15 protein-coding genes are annotated in these 17,356 nt (G+C 51.6%); 7 read left to right on the plus strand and 8 right to left on the minus strand.

Translation table 11 applies throughout. The features are described from left to right. Positions 1–50 precede the first annotated feature (50 nt). Together ACPV3A_RS35940 and ACPV3A_RS35945 are read left to right on the plus strand one after the other, a co-directional pair. Entirely contained in the window at positions 51–1,700 is a 1,650-nt protein-coding gene (locus ACPV3A_RS35940; RefSeq protein WP_426204631.1) for an SWIM zinc finger family protein, read from the plus strand. After that, positions 1,697–4,654 (plus strand): DEAD/DEAH box helicase, encoded by a 2,958-nt coding sequence (locus ACPV3A_RS35945; protein ID WP_426204633.1) that lies wholly within the window; start codon positions 1,697–1,699, stop codon positions 4,652–4,654. Before ACPV3A_RS35940 ends, ACPV3A_RS35945 begins: the two co-directional genes overlap by 4 nt. A 2,198-nt stretch (positions 4,655–6,852) precedes the next feature. Here ACPV3A_RS35945 and ACPV3A_RS35950 read toward each other — a convergent pair. Beyond that, the gene (locus tag ACPV3A_RS35950; protein WP_194540611.1) at positions 6,853–7,692 is read right to left on the minus strand and encodes a helix-turn-helix transcriptional regulator; all 840 of its coding nucleotides are present in this window, start codon (positions 7,690–7,692) and stop codon (positions 6,853–6,855) included. Positions 7,693–7,827: 135 nt separating this feature from the next. On the opposite strand from ACPV3A_RS35950, the gene fabF reads away from it, so the two are divergent. The 4 genes from fabF to ACPV3A_RS35970 all read left to right on the plus strand — a co-directional run bounded on the left by fabF (position 7,828) and on the right by ACPV3A_RS35970 (position 11,851). Then, a complete protein-coding gene (gene fabF / locus ACPV3A_RS35955; RefSeq protein ID WP_426204635.1) occupies positions 7,828–9,069 on the plus strand; it encodes a beta-ketoacyl-ACP synthase II in 1,242 nt (413 codons plus the stop codon). Between the two features lie 211 nt (positions 9,070–9,280). Further along, complete coding sequence (locus tag ACPV3A_RS35960) at positions 9,281–9,793, plus strand: RNA polymerase sigma factor (protein WP_071219118.1); 513 nt, start codon at positions 9,281–9,283, stop codon at positions 9,791–9,793. Next, a complete protein-coding gene (locus ACPV3A_RS35965) occupies positions 9,793–10,674 on the plus strand; it encodes a DUF3298 domain-containing protein (protein ID WP_426204637.1) in 882 nt (293 codons plus the stop codon). Before ACPV3A_RS35960 ends, ACPV3A_RS35965 begins: the two co-directional genes overlap by 1 nt. A 61-nt stretch (positions 10,675–10,735) precedes the next feature. Beyond that, positions 10,736–11,851, plus strand: a complete 1,116-nt coding sequence (locus ACPV3A_RS35970; protein ID WP_426204638.1) for a DUF3298 domain-containing protein — start codon at positions 10,736–10,738, stop codon at positions 11,849–11,851. Between the two features lie 194 nt (positions 11,852–12,045). Here the strand turns inward: ACPV3A_RS35970 and comJ are convergent, their stop codons facing one another. The 7 genes from comJ to ACPV3A_RS36005 all read right to left on the minus strand — a co-directional run bounded on the left by comJ (position 12,046) and on the right by ACPV3A_RS36005 (position 16,321). After that, complete coding sequence (gene comJ / locus ACPV3A_RS35975; protein WP_426204640.1) at positions 12,046–12,429, minus strand: competence protein ComJ; 384 nt, start codon at positions 12,427–12,429, stop codon at positions 12,046–12,048. A gap of 124 nt (positions 12,430–12,553) precedes the next feature. Beyond that, complete coding sequence (locus tag ACPV3A_RS35980) at positions 12,554–12,769, minus strand: hypothetical protein (protein ID WP_426204642.1); 216 nt, start codon at positions 12,767–12,769, stop codon at positions 12,554–12,556. A gap of 1 nt (position 12,770) precedes the next feature. After that, positions 12,771–12,968 carry a hypothetical protein gene (locus tag ACPV3A_RS35985; protein WP_339295420.1) on the minus strand — a complete coding sequence of 66 codons (198 nt, stop codon included), beginning with the start codon at positions 12,966–12,968 and terminating at the stop codon, positions 12,771–12,773. 23 nt (positions 12,969–12,991) lie between these two features. Continuing rightward, entirely contained in the window at positions 12,992–13,591 is a 600-nt protein-coding gene (locus ACPV3A_RS35990; RefSeq protein ID WP_426204643.1) for an SMI1/KNR4 family protein, read from the minus strand. 272 nt (positions 13,592–13,863) lie between these two features. Then, the gene (locus ACPV3A_RS35995) at positions 13,864–14,943 is read right to left on the minus strand and encodes a DUF418 domain-containing protein (RefSeq protein ID WP_426204645.1); all 1,080 of its coding nucleotides are present in this window, start codon (positions 14,941–14,943) and stop codon (positions 13,864–13,866) included. Then, positions 14,933–15,526 (minus strand): TetR/AcrR family transcriptional regulator, encoded by a 594-nt coding sequence (locus ACPV3A_RS36000; RefSeq protein WP_339221235.1) that lies wholly within the window; start codon positions 15,524–15,526, stop codon positions 14,933–14,935. The genes ACPV3A_RS35995 and ACPV3A_RS36000 overlap by 11 nt, the downstream gene beginning before the upstream one ends. A gap of 159 nt (positions 15,527–15,685) precedes the next feature. After that, a complete protein-coding gene (locus ACPV3A_RS36005) occupies positions 15,686–16,321 on the minus strand; it encodes a carbohydrate-binding family 9-like protein (RefSeq protein WP_426204647.1) in 636 nt (211 codons plus the stop codon). Between the two features lie 198 nt (positions 16,322–16,519). On the opposite strand from ACPV3A_RS36005, the gene udk reads away from it, so the two are divergent. Continuing rightward, a complete protein-coding gene (udk, locus tag ACPV3A_RS36010; RefSeq protein ID WP_071219124.1) occupies positions 16,520–17,158 on the plus strand; it encodes a uridine kinase in 639 nt (212 codons plus the stop codon). Positions 17,159–17,356 lie beyond the last annotated feature (198 nt).

A 17,356-nucleotide genomic window follows, 5' to 3' on the forward strand; every position in this document is an offset into this window, starting at 1 on the left:
GTGATAGATTAAATGGATACTTAGAATTATTTCTCTTAGGAGACCGTCCGATGATGAACTCAAACGAAACGTTAGATGATATACAATGGCAGACGCTGATTCAACAAACCGCCGGATTTTTCAGCGATTTGACCATTAAACGGGGATTTCAGTATTACAAGCAAGGTCGTGTCCACGCCAGCGAGCCGGCAGATGAGACCGGTGTGGTCGAGGCTTCCGTGGATGGAACGGAAACCTACCGTACCAAGCTTCACCTTCGCTCCTTGAGCGACAGCGAATGCAGCTGTCCCGTTAAGGATGGCTGCAAGCATATGGTGGCTGTTCTGCTTGACTATGCTCAACTTCAGGGTCGTTCCATTCACGCCCTGGTTAATGCGCATTCCACCACATATGCTTCCACCTCTTCGTATGACCGAAGCGAGTCCGGCTTCAGCCCAGCGCAGGACCGACCGTCTGCCGGAGCATCAAAATGGAGAGTCAAAGCGGATCATTTGCCCGACCTGCCAATCTCCGCATGGCATGAGCTGTTCGAAGTTTGCACGGCTTCGCTGGGAACGAATACGCAGAATTCGTTTTACGCCAAAAATGCGCTGGCTTCCCTCCATCACATTAAACCCCCGCTTCCGCCGGATCTGGATCCGTTATACGAGCTCCATGCGCATCTCTTCATTCTCGAGAAGCTCGTCAAGCAGCCCGCCAGTGCCTGGAATTCCTCCGGCTCCTACATCGGCTATCATACGCAGGTGGCAGCGGATCATATCCTGGCCAGAATCGAGCGCATCTTCCACGAAGGGCTGGAGGTCAGCGAACATGGGGAGGCATTCAGGCAGCGGTTGACCGAGACGATTTCGCATGCCCGGCGGAGCATGCTGAGCGAGCCGCGGAACCGCAAATTTTACGCCCAGATCTATATGCAGCTCTGGATGTACTGGATCTATCCGTTTTCGAAAAAAGACAGCAGCTTAATCCAGGCGGAGTTAGAGCAGCTGCAGACAGCCGAAGCCGAATTCAGCAGCAGTCTTTCACGCGCCTCATGGTATATGGCGCAGGGCTTAATGGCCTTCTATCTCGGAGAAGATGAATCGTCCTGGGACCTGATCAGGGAAGCAGACAAGGTCAGCAGCCTGCCCCCCGCTTCCGTCCTTGGCTTCTTCGACATGCTGCATTCAGGGCAGCAATGGGACCGCTTGGCCCGCTGGCTCCCGGAGATCGGCCCGCTGCTTGGCAGTCACCGCAACGAGCATCTCAGCAGCTATCAATACTACTGGGATGCCGTCATAGAGCACTTGCCCGAGGAGGCTGAACGGATGTGGAGCAGTCTTGCCGACATGCTTCCTTATTCGAAGGACATCTATCAGAATGCCTTGATCACGCACGGGAGATGGCGGGAATGGATCGACTATCAACTAAGCACAGGCCGGGAGCCGCTGGAACTCCGGGTCAGCGAGCTGGCACCGATCGAGAAGAACGCACCCGAGCTTCTGCTGCCTTTTTACCATCAGGCCGTTGAGCGGTACATCCTTCATAAGAACCGAGCCGGATATAAAGCAGCCGTCAAGCTGCTCAAACGGTTAGCCAAGCTATACAAAAAGCTCAAGCAGCAGGAGCGCTGGGATCTGTTCATTATCTCGTTATCTGTACGAAACAGCCGGCTTCGCGCATTCCAGGAAGAGCTGCGGAGAGGAAAGCTGATATCATGAGCAGACACACAGAAACCATCACGGTCCACATGGCGCTAAGCGAATACGGAGATGCCGTCATATACGGCTCTACTGTCATGCAGGGTTATGTGTCCGGACAATACCTGAAGCACCGTTTATTCGCGTGGCACGAAGCTTCCTTCTACGGAACAGAGCTTACCGTTCAATCCGTTCAGGACATGGAAGTGGTCATCCTGCCTTCCGAGCAGGTCATACCGTTCTTTGCGGATGGACGGCTGCTGGAACATATTGAATGGGTATGGGACGAGGATTGCCTTCCCTTCATTGAACTTGCGCCTTCGCTGGCAGCTTGCATTCAGAATAAGCAATATGCGCCCAGCTTGAGCGCCTTCAGATTGGGCAAGCTGCAATGGATCTGGGATACAGAGGCGTTCAAAGCGGAAGAGCAGTCCCGTCTGTCCCTGCTGAATGCAGACGAGATATGGAATGAAGGCTTGCGGGCAGCGTTCTCCGCCGCCGTGCAAGACCAGTGTTACGGCAGCGAAGAGTCGGCGGCTGACCTGCGCAGAGAATACCCGCTTCTCTTCTCGCCGAACCGCACGGCAGCCGAGGGCATGGACGACAAGTCATGGCTGATCGCCATCGGATGGCGACCGGATACCGCTCCATTCCGGCCGCTGCTGCAATTGTTGGAGCCTGACGAAGACGAAGCCGAATGGCGTCTTCGTCTTGTATTGCAAGACAAGCAAGACGCCGCGGCGCTTGCAGCCGTTCGTCTTGCTGAAGACGGGCAGGCATATGGATCATGGCCCGAGACATGGACACCTCATATCAAGGAGCGGGCCCCCGGCTGGCTCCAAGGATTGCAGGCAGCACTGCCGGCAAGGGTGCTTCATGCTCCGGCTGAAGACGTGCTCGGTAGGCCGCTGTCCGACGAGGCGGCATGGCAGTTCCTGACCGACGACAGCCAGCGGCTGCTCCAGTCAGGCTGGCTGGTCCTATTGCCCGCTTGGTGGGAAGCCGCCAGCAAGAAGAAGCCCAAGCTGCGGGCGAAGGTACGCTCGGGCGAGGGCGAGAACGCCGAGCGAAGCAGCGGCAGTTCCCTGTTCGGTCTGGACGCGCTGGTCAATTTCGATTGGCGCATCGCCATCGGGGAAGCTACCCTTTCCGAGGCAGAATTCGCCGAGCTTGTTGCCCGGAACGAACGGCTGGTACGGTTCCGGGGGCAGTGGATTCCGCTGGATCCCGCCCTGGTTGCCCAAATCCGCCAGATGATGGCGGGCGTAGACCGTGAGGAAGGTCTATCGTTTCAAGATATTCTGCACCTTCATCTGCTCGGGAACAACGATGGGTCGGAGCAGACGAAGCAGGATTCGGAGGAAACACAGGATCCGGAGCGGATCAAGCTTGAGGTGGAACTGAACGAGCACCTCGTGAAGCTCATAGGCCAGCTCGGCCGCCAAAACGAATGGCCGAGCCTCCCTGTCCCGGCTGGGCTGAAGGCCGAGCTGCGGACTTATCAGCATGACGGCTTTGCCTGGCTTGCCTTTTTGCGGCGTTACGGGCTTGGTGCATGCCTTGCCGATGACATGGGTCTTGGCAAAACCGTGCAGTTTATCGCCTACCTGCTGCACGTGAAGATGACGATGGAGCGGGAAGAAAGACGCCTCCCTTCCCTGCTGATCTGTCCCACCTCAGTGCTGGGCAATTGGCAGAAAGAGCTTGAACGGTTTGCCCCCTCGCTCCGGGTCATGCTTCATTACGGCGGCAAACGAAGCAGCAGCGAGGATTTCTATAAAGAGGCTTACCAAGCCGATATTATCCTTACCTCTTATGCTACGGCGACGCTTGATCAAGAAATGTTAAGAGACATGAAGTGGGAAACGATCGGCATCGACGAGGCCCAGAACATCAAGAATGCCGACACCAAACAATCCGCCGCCGTGCGAAGCTTCCCGGCAAGGCATCGCGTCGCGCTGACCGGCACACCGATTGAGAACCGGTTGTCCGAACTGTGGTCCATCTATGACTTCATCAATCCCGGATATCTTGGAAGCCTGCGGGCGTTCAATCTCCGGTTCATCCAGGCCATCGAAAAAGACAAAAACGAGCAGCGCACGGCCGACCTGCAGAAGCTGATTAAGCCCTTCATGCTTCGGCGCAAGAAAAAGGATCCTGCGATTCAGCTCGACCTGCCGGACAAAAATGAGATGAAGACTTATATTCATCTTACGGCCGAGCAAGGCGCGCTTTATGATCAGACCGTGAGCAGTCTCCTGGAACGCATGCAAAAGCTTGAGGGCATTGAGCGCAAAGGCGCCATTCTGGCAGCTCTGACGCAGTTCAAGCAGCTCTGCGACCATCCGGCTCTGCTGACGAAGGAGCCGCTCCCGGAACTGCCGGGAGGCGGCGGCTTGCTTGATACCGAGGCCGTGGTCAACCGTTCAGCGAAGCTGGAGCGGCTGTTGTCCATGGTGAAGGAGCTGCGGGACGAGGGCGAGCGCTGCCTGATCTTCACCCAGTATATCGGCATGGGCGAGATGATGCGGCAGGTGCTGCATCAAGAGCTGGGTGAACCCGTGCTGTATTTGAACGGCAGCACACCGAAGCGGACGCGCGACCGCATGATCGAGCAGTTCCAATCCCAGACCCTGCCGCCCGAAGAACAGCCGAATGTCATGATTCTCTCCATCAAGGCCGGCGGCGTAGGTCTGAATCTGACCGCGGCGAACCACGTGTTCCACTTCGACCGCTGGTGGAACCCCGCTGTGGAGAATCAGGCGACCGACCGCGCTTATCGGATGGGACAGACCAAGGATGTCCAGGTGTACAAGTTCATCTCCATGGGGACGCTCGAAGAGCGGATCGACGAGATGCTGGAGAGCAAGCAGCAGCTGAGCGATCAGGTTATCGCAAGCAGCGAGGGCTGGATTACCGAGCTGTCCACCGATGAGTTGAAGGATCTCTTCACGCTGCGGTGCGACTGGGCGTAATCGTCATATCAAGGAGTAAACGGATAGGCGATCTTGGATACTCGGCCCCGAAGGGGTGAAGCACAGCGGAATACCTATGGAATTTCTAGGCGGTTACCAGATGCCGTTCTATAACCATATCGTTGAATAAAAGAAAGCCCCGTGTGAGGACACGGCCACTGAAAACTTGCCATTTTTCGGAGGCCCTGAGCCAACGCGGGATTTTTGTTATTTGGAGGAGTTTAATGCTTAACAGGATTTCGTTTTGTTTACGCGTATGAAGCTTGTATGACTAAGGATTCTAAGGTTCGAACCAGTTGAAGTCCTGTGTCTTGGGTAATCCGATTCAACTTAAGATACTCTTGCTTAGAAGGTAATCCGAATCAACTTGAGGTGCTCTTGCTTAGAAGTAATCCGAATCAACTTAAGATACTCTTGCTTAGAAGGTAATCCAAATCAACTTGAGGTGCTCCCGCTTAGAGGGTAATCCGAAATTAACTTGAGGTACTCTTGCTTAGAAGGTAATCCGGCTCAACTTGAGGTACTCTTGCTTAGAGGGTAATCCGAAATTAACTTGAGGTACTCTTGCTTAGAAGGTAATCCGGCTCAACTTGAGGTACCCTTGCTTAGAAGGTAATCCGCCTCACCTGCTCAAGATAGTCCGTACCAGAATGTCGGGCCAGGTAGCAGGTTAATAGGTCGATACTATCCATAAGCGGACATAGGATACGTTATTTAGGGAAAAATCCACCATTTTCGAACTCGAACGGACCCTGGTTCCGTTATTTGCTCCAAAAAACGATGAAAACGCCGGAAACGAGCCCAATAACGTACCTAGTGTCCGCTATGTTTGAAAATATGGCGTTATCTCATAAAATAGCGGAACTGGTGTCCGATAAGTCGGGTGCAACAAGTAGTAGATGATTCAAGAACAGTAAGTCCAGCGCGAAATCCTCCTCACCTGTGCAAGATAGTCAGCACCAGAACGTCGGGCCTGGTAGCAGGTTAATAGGTCGATACTATACATAAACGGACACAGGATACGTTATTCAGGAAAAAATCCACCATCTTTGAAATCGAACGGACCCTAGTTCCGTTATTTGCTCCAAAAAGCGATGAAAACGCCGAATACGAGCCCAATAACGTACCTAGTGTCCGCTAAGTTTGAAAATATGGCGTTATCTCATAATATAGCGGAACTGGTGTCCGATAAGTCGGGTGCAACAAGTAGTAGATGACTTCAAGAACAGTAAGTTTGCCACGGAATCCGTCTCACCTGCGCAAGACAGTCAGTACCAGAACGTTGGGCCAGGTAGCAGGGTATTAGGTGGCGATACTATACATAAACGGACACAGAATACGTTATTTAGGAAAAAATCCACCATTTTTGAGCTCGAACGGACCCTAGTTCCGTTATTTACTCCAAAAAACGATGCAAACGCCGAATATGAGCCCAATAACGTACCTAGTGTCCGCTAAGTTTGAAAATATGGCGTTATCTCATAAAATAGTGGAACTGGAGTCCGATAAGTCGGGAGCAACAAGTAGTAGATGATTCAAGAACAGTAAGTCTGGCACGGAATCGTCCTCACCTGCGCAAGACAGTCAGCACCAGAACGTCGGGCCTGGTAGCAGGGTATTAGGTGGCGATACTATACATAAACGGACACAGGATACGTTATTTAGGGAAAAATCCACCATTTTCGAACTCGAACGGACCCTAGTTCCGTTATTTACTCCAAAAAACGATAAAACGCCGAATACGAGCCCAATAACGTACCTAGTGTCCGCTAAGTTTGAAAATATGGCGTTATCTCATGAAATAGCGGAACTGGTGTCCGATAAGTCGGGTGCAACAAGTAGTAGATGACTTCAAGAACAGTAAGTGCGGCGCGAAATCCCTACTCTGGGTGCAGCAAGTGCAATCGGAGCTGGAGTCTTCTACTTCAGGCGCAGCTAGTGTAACAGCAACGGAATCCCTACTCTTGGCGCAGCTACTGCAACGGCAACGGAACCCCTACTCTTGGTACAGCAAGTGCACACACCACTGGAGTCCCTTACCTCAGCCGCACCAACAGCAAGCAGCAACCGAATCCTACACCAGGAGCAACAGGAGCAGCCAGCGCTGCTACTCCCCTCGATAGCATCACCCAGCCCCGCCACTCCCCTCGATAGCGTCCGGGGCCCCGCAAATCCCTTCTACCGAGCCCCCCCTCCGCTTACTTCTCCTCCATCAGCTGCCGCAGCTTTGCTTCCGTGGTCGTATCCGGAGCTGGCGTATAAATGCTGCACCGCAGATCATCATTTCCGTATACTTTGAGCGACGTGAGCTCATATACCATTTTTCCGGCCTTGGCATGCCGGAATTCCAGATGTACTTCCGGGGCATAGCTGACCTGGCTCTGCTCCCACATCCGATTGAACTCCGGATGCCCCTGTTTCATCTCTTCCAGAAAACGGTCATACCACTCATCCTCGACATATTGACCGTAATAGGACCGGAACATCGACAGGAAGCCGCTGGCGAACTGCTCCCAGTTCACCGCCAGCCGCTGAAACTCCCTGCGGGTGAAAAGCAGCCGGATCATATTCCGCTCCTCGGGCGGGATGCGGTCAAAATCAAGAAACACATACGCAGCCGCACGGTTCCACCCCACGATGTTGCACATCCGATCCGAGATCATGACGGGGCAATATTTCAGCTCGGTGATGATTTTTTGCAGAGACGGGCTGATCTGCACCGCTTCTTGTTTGACCGTATAAGGCTCCGCCCCGCTCTCCAGCGCCAGAGAATACAGATATCTTCGCTCATCCGCGTTCAGCTGTAGCGCATTGGCGACGCAGTCCAGCACGGACGACGACACCTGGATGTCGCGTCCCTGCTCGAGCCAGGTGTACCAAGTGGTGCTGACACCTGCCAGCTGGGCCACCTCTTCTCTGCGCAAGCCCGGTGTCCTTCTTCGTGACCCGGGCGGCAATCCGACGGACTCGGGCGAGATTTTGGCACGCTGTCCTTTCAGGAAAGCCGACAAAGCTTGGAGTCTAACCTGGGAATTCATCTTATAAGCCTCCTTCATCCAACTAAAGATAGCAGTATTTATACTAGGATAAACGGTATCTTGTAATAGGATACTACACGTGACATTATAACCTTAAGATTGACAAGTTATAAAGTCTTAAAGGAGGCTTGAACCATGGAAAGAGTCGTTATCACCGGTATGGGCGTCATATCGCCGTTGGGCCATGATGTTGAGACGTTCTGGTCCCGGCTTGTACGAGGAGAGTCCGGTATTACACATATAGAAACTTTGGACACACCAAGACAGAAGGTACAAATAGCAGGTGCCGTAAAGGAATTCGACGCAAACGCGCTGTTCGGCGCCAAGGAAGCCCGGCGTATGGACCGCTTCTGCCAGTTTGCGCTGGCTGCGGCGGATCAAGCCATAAGCCAGTCGGGACTCGATCTTGATCAGATCGATCATGAGCGGATGGGGGTATATGTCGGCTCCGGCATCGGCGGCATCCAGACCCTGATGAATCAGAGCGGCACGCTGTCATCGCGGGGTCCCGAACGGGTCAGTCCTACCCTGGTACCCATGATGATTCCCAATATGGCGGCAGCGCTCATCAGCATTAAATACAAGGCGCTGGGCTCCACGCAGGCCCCGGTTACGGCATGTTCGATCGGCAATACGGCGATCGGCGAGGCTTTCTTTAACATCCAGGCCGGCCGATCCGACATCATCATCGCGGGAGGCTCCGAAGCGGCGTTGACCGATATTTCACTGGCCAGCTTCGCGAACGCAACCGCCCTTTCATCCCGCAACGATGAACCGGGCCGGGCCAGCCGGCCGTTTGATACGGACCGGGACGGATTTGTCATGGCAGAAGGTGCCGGCATCCTCGTCCTGGAATCGCTCTCCCATGCCTTACGCAGAGGCGCCGTCATTCTGGGCGAGGTCATCGGTTACGGTGCCAGCTCGGATGCCTATCATATGGTCGCCACGCCGGAAGACGGCAACGGTGCGGCACGGGCGATGAAGCTGGCCCTGACCGAGGCGAATCTCGCCCCATCTGATGTGGATGTCATCAGCGCCCATGCCACAAGCACGGTCATCGGTGACCGTTCGGAGACAGCGGCCATTAAGCAGGTGTTTGGCAAGGAGGCGTATCGCATTCCGGTAACGGCGAACAAGTCGATGACCGGACATATGCTGGGCGCATCCGGCGGCGTAGAGGCCATCGCACTCGTGAAATCCTTACAGGAAGGCGTCATACCGCCGACGATCAATCTGGAACATGCCGATCCGGCATGCGATTTGGATTACGTACCGAATCAGGCGAGAAAGGCCGAGCTTCGGATTGGCATGTCGAATTCCTTCGGCTTCGGCGGACATAATTCGGCGATTGTTATCCAGAAATATGAGCACGAATAACCCATGCGTCCCGGACCCCAGTGAAAACTGGGGTCTTTTTCTTTTTGCGATTCTGGAAGGCTGGGCTGAATAATGAGACAGAAACAGAAACAACGGCTTTTTTAATTTTTTTCGCAGAATCAAACTTTTTGCAAGACTCGCACGTCTTGCTTCCGTAAGTCAATTGCAATTGATGGTTACCCGCGCGGGCCCAAAGGAGTGTCATATTTACATGAGAGGCGGCCGGAAGCTTGAGAAGCTTCTTATCCAATGCATAACCGAACATCAGGACAGCGCCTACCGGCTGGCATACAGCTACGTTAGAAATAAAGAGGATGCCCTCGATATCGTTCAGGACGCAATCCACAAAGCATTTATATCCATGGAAAAGCTGAAGCAGACGGGTTCACTAAAAAGCTGGTTTTTCCGAATTATCGTAACAACCTCCCTGGATTTCATTAGAAAACAGAAAAAAGTCCACGTCATGGACGACGAGAACCTGGAGGTTATATTACCCGGCAGCCATGACCACTATCCGAATCTGGATCTGGCCCAATCTTTGGAGGAATTACCCGACAAGTATCGGGTCGTCATTATACTCCGGTTTTTTGAAGATATGAAGATTGACGAAATTGCCGAAGTGCTCCACGAGAACGTCAGCACGGTGAAAACGAGATTATACCAAGGACTACAGAGACTGCGGGTGAACTTAAGCGAGGAAGATCAAGAGGAGGCACAACGATAATGCATGACAAGCTGAATAGGATGAAAGAGCAGTACGAGAGCACTCCTATTCCTGACGAACTAAGCTCGATTGTCAACAAGACCATAGCAACCAGACGAAAAAAAAATAGAGCGCTGCCCTGGCTCGCTAGTAGCGCAGCTGCATGCATCCTACTGTTCGCCGGAGTGAATACCAGCCCTGCCTTGGCCCAGGCCATGTCCGATGTGCCGGTTCTGGGCCATATCATCAAGGTGATCACCATCCGTGAATATGCCGAGCAAGACGATAACACGGAAGTGCATATCGAAACACCCGGCATTGCGAACCTAGGAAATACGGAGCTTGAGCAAACCCTAAATAACAAATACCTGGAAGAAAACAAGGAACTGTATGAAAACTTCAAAGACGAAGTGGCCCTATTAAATAAAGAAGGCGGCGCGCATCTGAGTCTTACTAGCGGTTATGAAGTGATCACCGACAATGAACAGCTGCTGACGCTTTCGCGCTATATTGTCGAATCTGCTGGAGGCTCTGCCGAATCCAGAAAATACGATACGATTGACAAGAAGAACCAGATGGTGATCACGCTGCCAAGTCTGTTCAAGGATGATCGTTATATCCAGGTCATCAGCGACAATATCAAGGAGCAGATGCGCCACCAGATGCAGGATAATCCGGACAACATCTACTGGGTGGAGCAGCCTGGCGTGGAGCCCGATGCATCAGAGGATCTGTTCCAAACGATCGCCAAGGACCAAAATTTCTATATCAACCAAGACGGCAAACTGGTCATCAGCTTCAATGAATACGAAGTTGCACCCGGCTATATGGGCGTCGTGGAATTTACGGTCCCAACGGAAGTAATCGCAGACCAGCTCGTCAGCAGCGAATACATCCGATAGATCAAGGCGAATGCAGATCACAAATAATAAATATCAAAACTTAACCTGGAGGTAACATAACATGAAAAAAACAATGAAGCACACAACCCCAATCACCAAAACCCTGGCGGCAGCCGGATTAGCGGGCATCCTGATGATCTCCGCTTCGGGTCTGCCATCCGCTCATGTCCATGCCGAAACCAAAGCTGCAGCGAGCACGAATCGGGTGACCGCTCCAACCGTTGCCCCGCAACTGATAACATCCAAAACGCTGCAATCCAAGCAAAAATGGCTGGAAACCAATATTAAGATCCCTGTATTCCAAGGTTTGACTGACACCAAATTTCAAGACCAGTTGAACGACATTATCGAATCCCATGCCTCCAAGGATATGGACAAATGGGAGAAAGAAGCGGCGGAAGCTGCTGCAAATGCACAAAAGAACGGCTATACCATGCACCCTTATCAGCTGAACATCACTTATGAGCTCACATCGGATGGTAAAGACGGCAGCTTGATCTCCCTTAAGGTCATCACCGAAGGCATCGGGATGAACAATGGCGATCCCCGCGTGGATACGTACAACTTCACGAACGAAGCCGAAGCACAGCGCGTGACGCTTGAAGACCTGTTCGGCAAAGATTACAAATCCATCGTGGATCAAGCGGTCAAAACGGCGATTGCCGCGGATCAAGACCATTATTTCTCGAACGAAGACGGGTTTCAAGGCATAGACGCGGAGCAATCCTTCTATGTCGCGGACGGAAAGGCCTATATCGTATTCCAAAAATACAGCATTGCCCCTGGAGCCACAGGGACACCGGAATTTGCCGTAAAGCTGCCGGGTAAAGAATCCGACATAAAGCCTGCTGCAGCCGTATTGAAATCAGGCGCTTATTACAAAGATAACAACGGCAAACTCATGGTTCAGGTATCCGTGCTGCGCCAGCTGCAGTTCAATGTCAAGTGGAACGGCAAGAGCAAAACCACGGAAATCTCCAAGGGAGCCGTCTGGAGCGCGGTGAAGCTGAGCAAGGATGCTTACACTTTCGGCAAAATGGCCCCACGTTCGCTGGGCTCGGCTCCTGTCATGAAAAAAGGCCACGTCTATGTTCCGCTTGCTTTCCTAACAGACGTTCTGAATCTGAATGCAGATCAAAGCAAGCATGGCCAGATTACGGTAACCGCAGCAAAATAACATAGAAACTACTCCATTCAAAGTCTGCGCCTCCTGCACACGATCTTTCCTAAGCAGGGACAGCACAGTCAGCGGTAAAGAGGCCCTCTCCAACACGGAGACGGCCTCTTCATATTTTCATGTTAAGAACGTTTACCTCAAGCGAGGCCCTCCGTGCCCTGTTATAGTGCAGCAATCCGTCAGCAGTACCCCACCTACAATGCTTCTCCAGCCTTGCCGCCCCATTCATCATCCATCAGATACCGGGCTTGAAACTTTTCTCCCTCATGAACAAAAGTGAAGCGATAATACACTTCTTCATCCTCGCAAATCTCAAAATACAGTGCATATCGCCCTGCTTGCAGCGGAAGCTCAATAGCGGCGTCCGACATGACGGACAACAGCTCCAGCTTCCCAGGATCCAGAACATCAAACGGCACGACCATCCGCCGCTGCGCGTTCGGATCTTCGATGAACGCCTCTTTCAAGGCCAGCTTTACCCAGGCGCCGAAAGCATCATCAGGGATAGGATCAAAGGTGAGATAACCGGGATGAATGACAACGCCCTGCTTGATATTGGTTTCTCCCCATTGGCACAAATCCTCATCAAAGTCCGTGAGCGGACTTGGATCTGATGGTGCGAAATGGTGAGGTCCACCTCTTGAGTCATTTTCGTATGCTGCATATGTAAAACACCTCGCTTTTGGGATACCTGCATTCTATTTAAAAATCGTTCGCCAGATGCTCATACTGGACCCTCCCTGCCAAGAAAGGATTATCCTCCGAAGCCTCCACCTCGAACTGCCCATACGCCAATTGATACAGCATGTTGAGATCAGACCCTTCCAGCCTGTAGTACAACGAACGAAACTCCCCTTGTTTATCGGTTGCGGCAAAGCCGGCCAGCAGCGGCCAAGCATCCACTTGTTCACCATCCACATCAACGGCCAGCTGTGATCAGGACCACCTCATTCTGAAAAAGCCCATACGTGCGCGCAATAAAGTAACCGGGTATCAACAACGTGGCTGCCACCAGGATGATCACTCCCCAGAGGACCCGCCTGCCTTTCATGCTGTCACCTCCCCTCGCGAGTTCTTCCTTCAGATGACCACGCACAAGCGACGCTGTTGCAAGCATCAAGAGCGCTTCCTGGCGTTCCATCAGTAGTCCACCTCTTCAATGTCGGTGCGCAAATTGCGGTTTGACGCCTGAAGCAGCTCCGTGAAGGAAGGCGCAATATAATACACAAAATCAGGATCATGCACGTACATGATGATCTGCCCGGACGTTCCCGGCTCAGCCGGATCGAAATCCAGCATCAAATACAACGACCCGCCTGCCATCGTGGCAAACGGATACCAAGCCTTGTGAAACAGGTAAGGCTTAATCTCCGGATCCAGCTGCTGTATTTCCTCCGAACTGTAATACGCATCCAGCGGTTCATCCCGTTCGCAGAAATAAACTTTGACCTCCCTCATCTCATCCAGGCTCATCAGATAAAACGGCGTGTATTCCCCATCCCCTTCATTACCGGGGTAGAGCACGTGAAACCCATATCCGCTGCCGTTCTTCTTACTGTAAAACGAACGAAAGTCCTGTGGCAGCTCGATCCCGAACTCCGCTTCAAAAAGCTGAAATTGATCAGGAGCCGCCCCCTTCAATTGTTTATATTCATCCAGCAAATCCCGAAGATCTTCGGCGACCTTCTCCTGCAACTGCTGCTCCAGCTCGAGCATCAGTCCATCCATAACAGCATTCATAAAATAACCTCCGTATATTGCATGTCCACTCACCCCAAGCGGATTGCTACCCTTTCCTACAAAGTATATAGAACGCTGCAATGAAAACAACATGTCCTGCGGCATGCAAAAAAAAGGACAAAATCCCTCTTGAGATGTTGGTTTTGGTTCTTTTATGAAAACACCCCGGGGTATTTATGGCTGAAGCGCAGCGATTTCATGGGGGAATCGGCTAATTGGATACCAGGGATAGGCATTACGGGACAGAGATAGCCCATTCTCCTGCCGGAGAGTTAACACCATTTTCGCATAAGCAGCTCCATGGGACCTCGCCTCACTCGTTTTCTCCATACCCAAGAGAAGATGACAGCCATCACAAAGTAACCGCAGCCGTAAGCAACCGCAAAGCCCAGATTGCCATGGTTCAAATACCCGATCGCTTCCAGCAGCCCCAATCCAATGAAGATATGGCCGAGATAATGGGAGAGTGAGAGCTGCCCGGTCCATATAAGCCACCCTGTCAGGCGGTTATCCTCAAAACGCTCAACGATATAAAAACAGATCGTAATCACGGCAACAGCCAGACAACCCGCAGAACATACATAGAGCAGCGTCGGCGGCATCGGCTTGGTTGTAAACAGATAATTAGCCGAATCGGCATCAAGCCACGGAGACGTCCAGCGAATGAGGAAGTAGGATAACAGCTCGAATATTACCACCCCGAACAATGAATACATCATGAGCTTCCGCCTGTGTTTGCCGCTCCACCAGCCCTTTCTTCCAAGCCACATGCCGATGAGGAAAAAGCTGATCCATGGAAAAAGAGGATGATATCCGTTGAACATCAAATTGCGGATGAATCCTTCCACCGTCCAAAAGTCGGCATATCGATGAAAACCGGGGTCCCAGCCCTTGCTGTAGTCCAGCAGGATCAGCATGGATGACGATACGATCAGAACGAGTCCGGCCAGGATCAGGAGCGTTTTGTCCGATACCGTTATGAGTACCGAGGCCAGAAGTAGAAATACCGCATAATAGTGCAATATATCGGCGCTCCATCCGGTCAGCAGCAGAAGTGTACCGGCGATGAACAAGAATACGGCTCTCCTCACCAATGTCTTCCGATTCTCTCGAATCATGTGTTGGTTTCGGGAAATACTAGCCTTCGCAGTCATTAAGGACACACCGACGCCAGCAAGTACCACGAACAATGCAGAAGCTCTTCCTTCAAACAGACCGGCGATGGTTTGCAGCCAATTGGCTCCATGATCCCCCACCTCCATGGCAAGTTTATAATTGACAATAATCATGCCGAAGATGGCCCAGGCGCGAGCATAATCGAGTGCGGTTAAACGCGTTGTGTTAGAGCTCATTCCCCTCAGCTCCTGTCATCACCTGGTTGACTGCTTGCGTCCAGATCACCTCATAGTCGTATTCCAGACCGTAACTCATGAAGTTATCCATGCTGTCAATGATCATGGTCAGCATCTGTGCCTGAACTCCCATATTGCCCTCCGGCAGAGCCCCAATGGAAACTCCATGCTCCAGCAGCTCCGTAAAGCCTGAAGTGAACCCTTCCAGAATACCGATTAGCTGCCGTGCATATTTAGGATTGCGGTAACCCAAGGCCTGATACTGATTCATAATTCGAGTATAGTGTTCATCCTCCTGTTGCGTATGAACCATGTTCAACCCGTCAGAGGTAAGCCTCGCGCTGAAATTCTCCGCCGTATATTTCTCCAGTTGAAAATAAACATGAAAACCGATGCTGCGGCAAATCTCTTCAAAAAGCTTGTCAATAAGAGCTTCCTTCGAGGAAAAATGATAATAAAGCGCAGGTTTGGATACATCCAATTCCTTGGCGATCATCGCCATGCTCGTTTTCTCAAAGCCTTGTTCCGCAAACAAGCGATAGCTTGTATCTAAAATAACCTCATACGTTGATGGATTACTCATCCTGATTTAACAACCCCTCATAATTCTACTTACCGGTCGGTAAGTGAATAATAATACAGGATGAACTCTTTTGCAACACGATTCTCTCCGCAAACACAAGAATGCCGCACAGCAGATATGAACATCCACCGATGCGGCCTTCTGGTTTATATGGATATGCTAAATCATATCGACGAACTCCAGCTTTCCAAAACGTGAAGGAATATGGTAATTTACCTCACCGGTTGGGCTCCATGCCTGATACTCCCGGTTTCCTTGGGTGTCCTCATCAATGCGGTAAAAATTCACCTTCCAGCTTCGTCCCGCTTGCAGGGGATTCTTGAAGTTCGCAGCCGGAATGCGAATTTCATACATTATATTCCCCTTATCGTCATGCTCTACCGAGGTCTGTAGGCCGGCAAGATTCCACTTCACATCGCTGCTTGTGATCGACTTTTGGCCATCGCTTTGGATCAGGGCGTCAAATATAATATTGTTCGGACTCACCTCAAGCTCGATATATTCCATTCCCGTTCCTGCTTCGTCTATAAACAATTCCACGACATCCTGTTCATACAGCGGATCATCCCGATGCTGGTACTCCGATACGATATGAGAGTCCTGGCAAACAAACCGTACATAAAAGTATTCGGAGCTCCAGCAGGCGCGAACCTCGGTCGCTTCCTTCGCAGCAAGCCCGGTCACGGTATCGCTCAGGACCACCGCTTCATACCGGTCCCAATCGATGTTCCCACGATGCTCTCCCTGCTGGATGTATAGGGCGGGCTTGCATGAGTAAATTGCCGTATAATGCATGATCATCCCTCCGAAAAAAATTCAATGGTTAGTCTATCCTCTATGATAAGACATACAGATTCGGTTAGCTATTCCATGGTAAGAATAAAGAACATATGGGAAATCCCATCTTTTGCTCTATGTCCCCATAGTGAAAATAAGCGCATGCTGTGCTACAATAATAAAATTGCAAACTCTAGGGAGGGTTATGGATTCGCCATGCTCATAATTGGTATTGCCGGCGGCACCGGATCGGGCAAAACGACGGTTGCCCGCTCTGTCATTGACCGTCTTGGTTCAGATAAAGTCACTTTTATTTCGCAGGATAACTATTACAAGGATCATAAAGAGCTCAGTTTCGAGGAACGCGAAGCGATTAACTATGATCATCCGTTCGCCTTTGACAACGAGCTGCTCGTCGAACATCTCGGCATTTTGAAAACCGGACAACCCGCATTTGCACCGGTGTATGATTTTACCGCCCATGCCCGTTTCACGGATCAGACCATTGAACTGAAGCCGAACAACATCGTCATCATTGAAGGCCTGCACGTACTGTCCGATGAGAATCTGCGCAAGCTGCTTCACATTAAAGTGTTTGTGGATACCGATCCCGATGTACGCCTGCTTCGCCGGGTCGTGCGCGATATCGAGGACCGCGGCCGGACCATCCAGTCGATCCATAATCAGTATCTGACAACCGTCAAGCCGATGCATGAGGCGTTCATCGAACCCTCCAAGAAGTACGCCGACCTGATCATTCCCGAAGGCGGAGAGAATGAAGTCGGCATTCGCCTGCTCTCCATCTTGACCGAGAAATATTTGACCGGCGACCGCACATTGTCGGGTGAATCATAGGACAAGCCTGCGTATCAGCAGTTTGGCAGCATGGAAAAGCCCACAGGACCATTGAACTGCACCCCAATTGTTAGACACCATCTAACATTGGAGGTGCAGTTTTTTCTATGGCTAATTTTAGTTCGGACGAAAAATTACAAGCAGTTATGCGTTATCAAAATGGATCAGAAAGCATGAAATCGATTGCGAAATCACTAG

Source organism: Paenibacillus sp. Dod16 (assembly GCF_049893405.1).
Lineage (GTDB): Bacteria > Bacillota > Bacilli > Paenibacillales > Paenibacillaceae > Paenibacillus_AQ.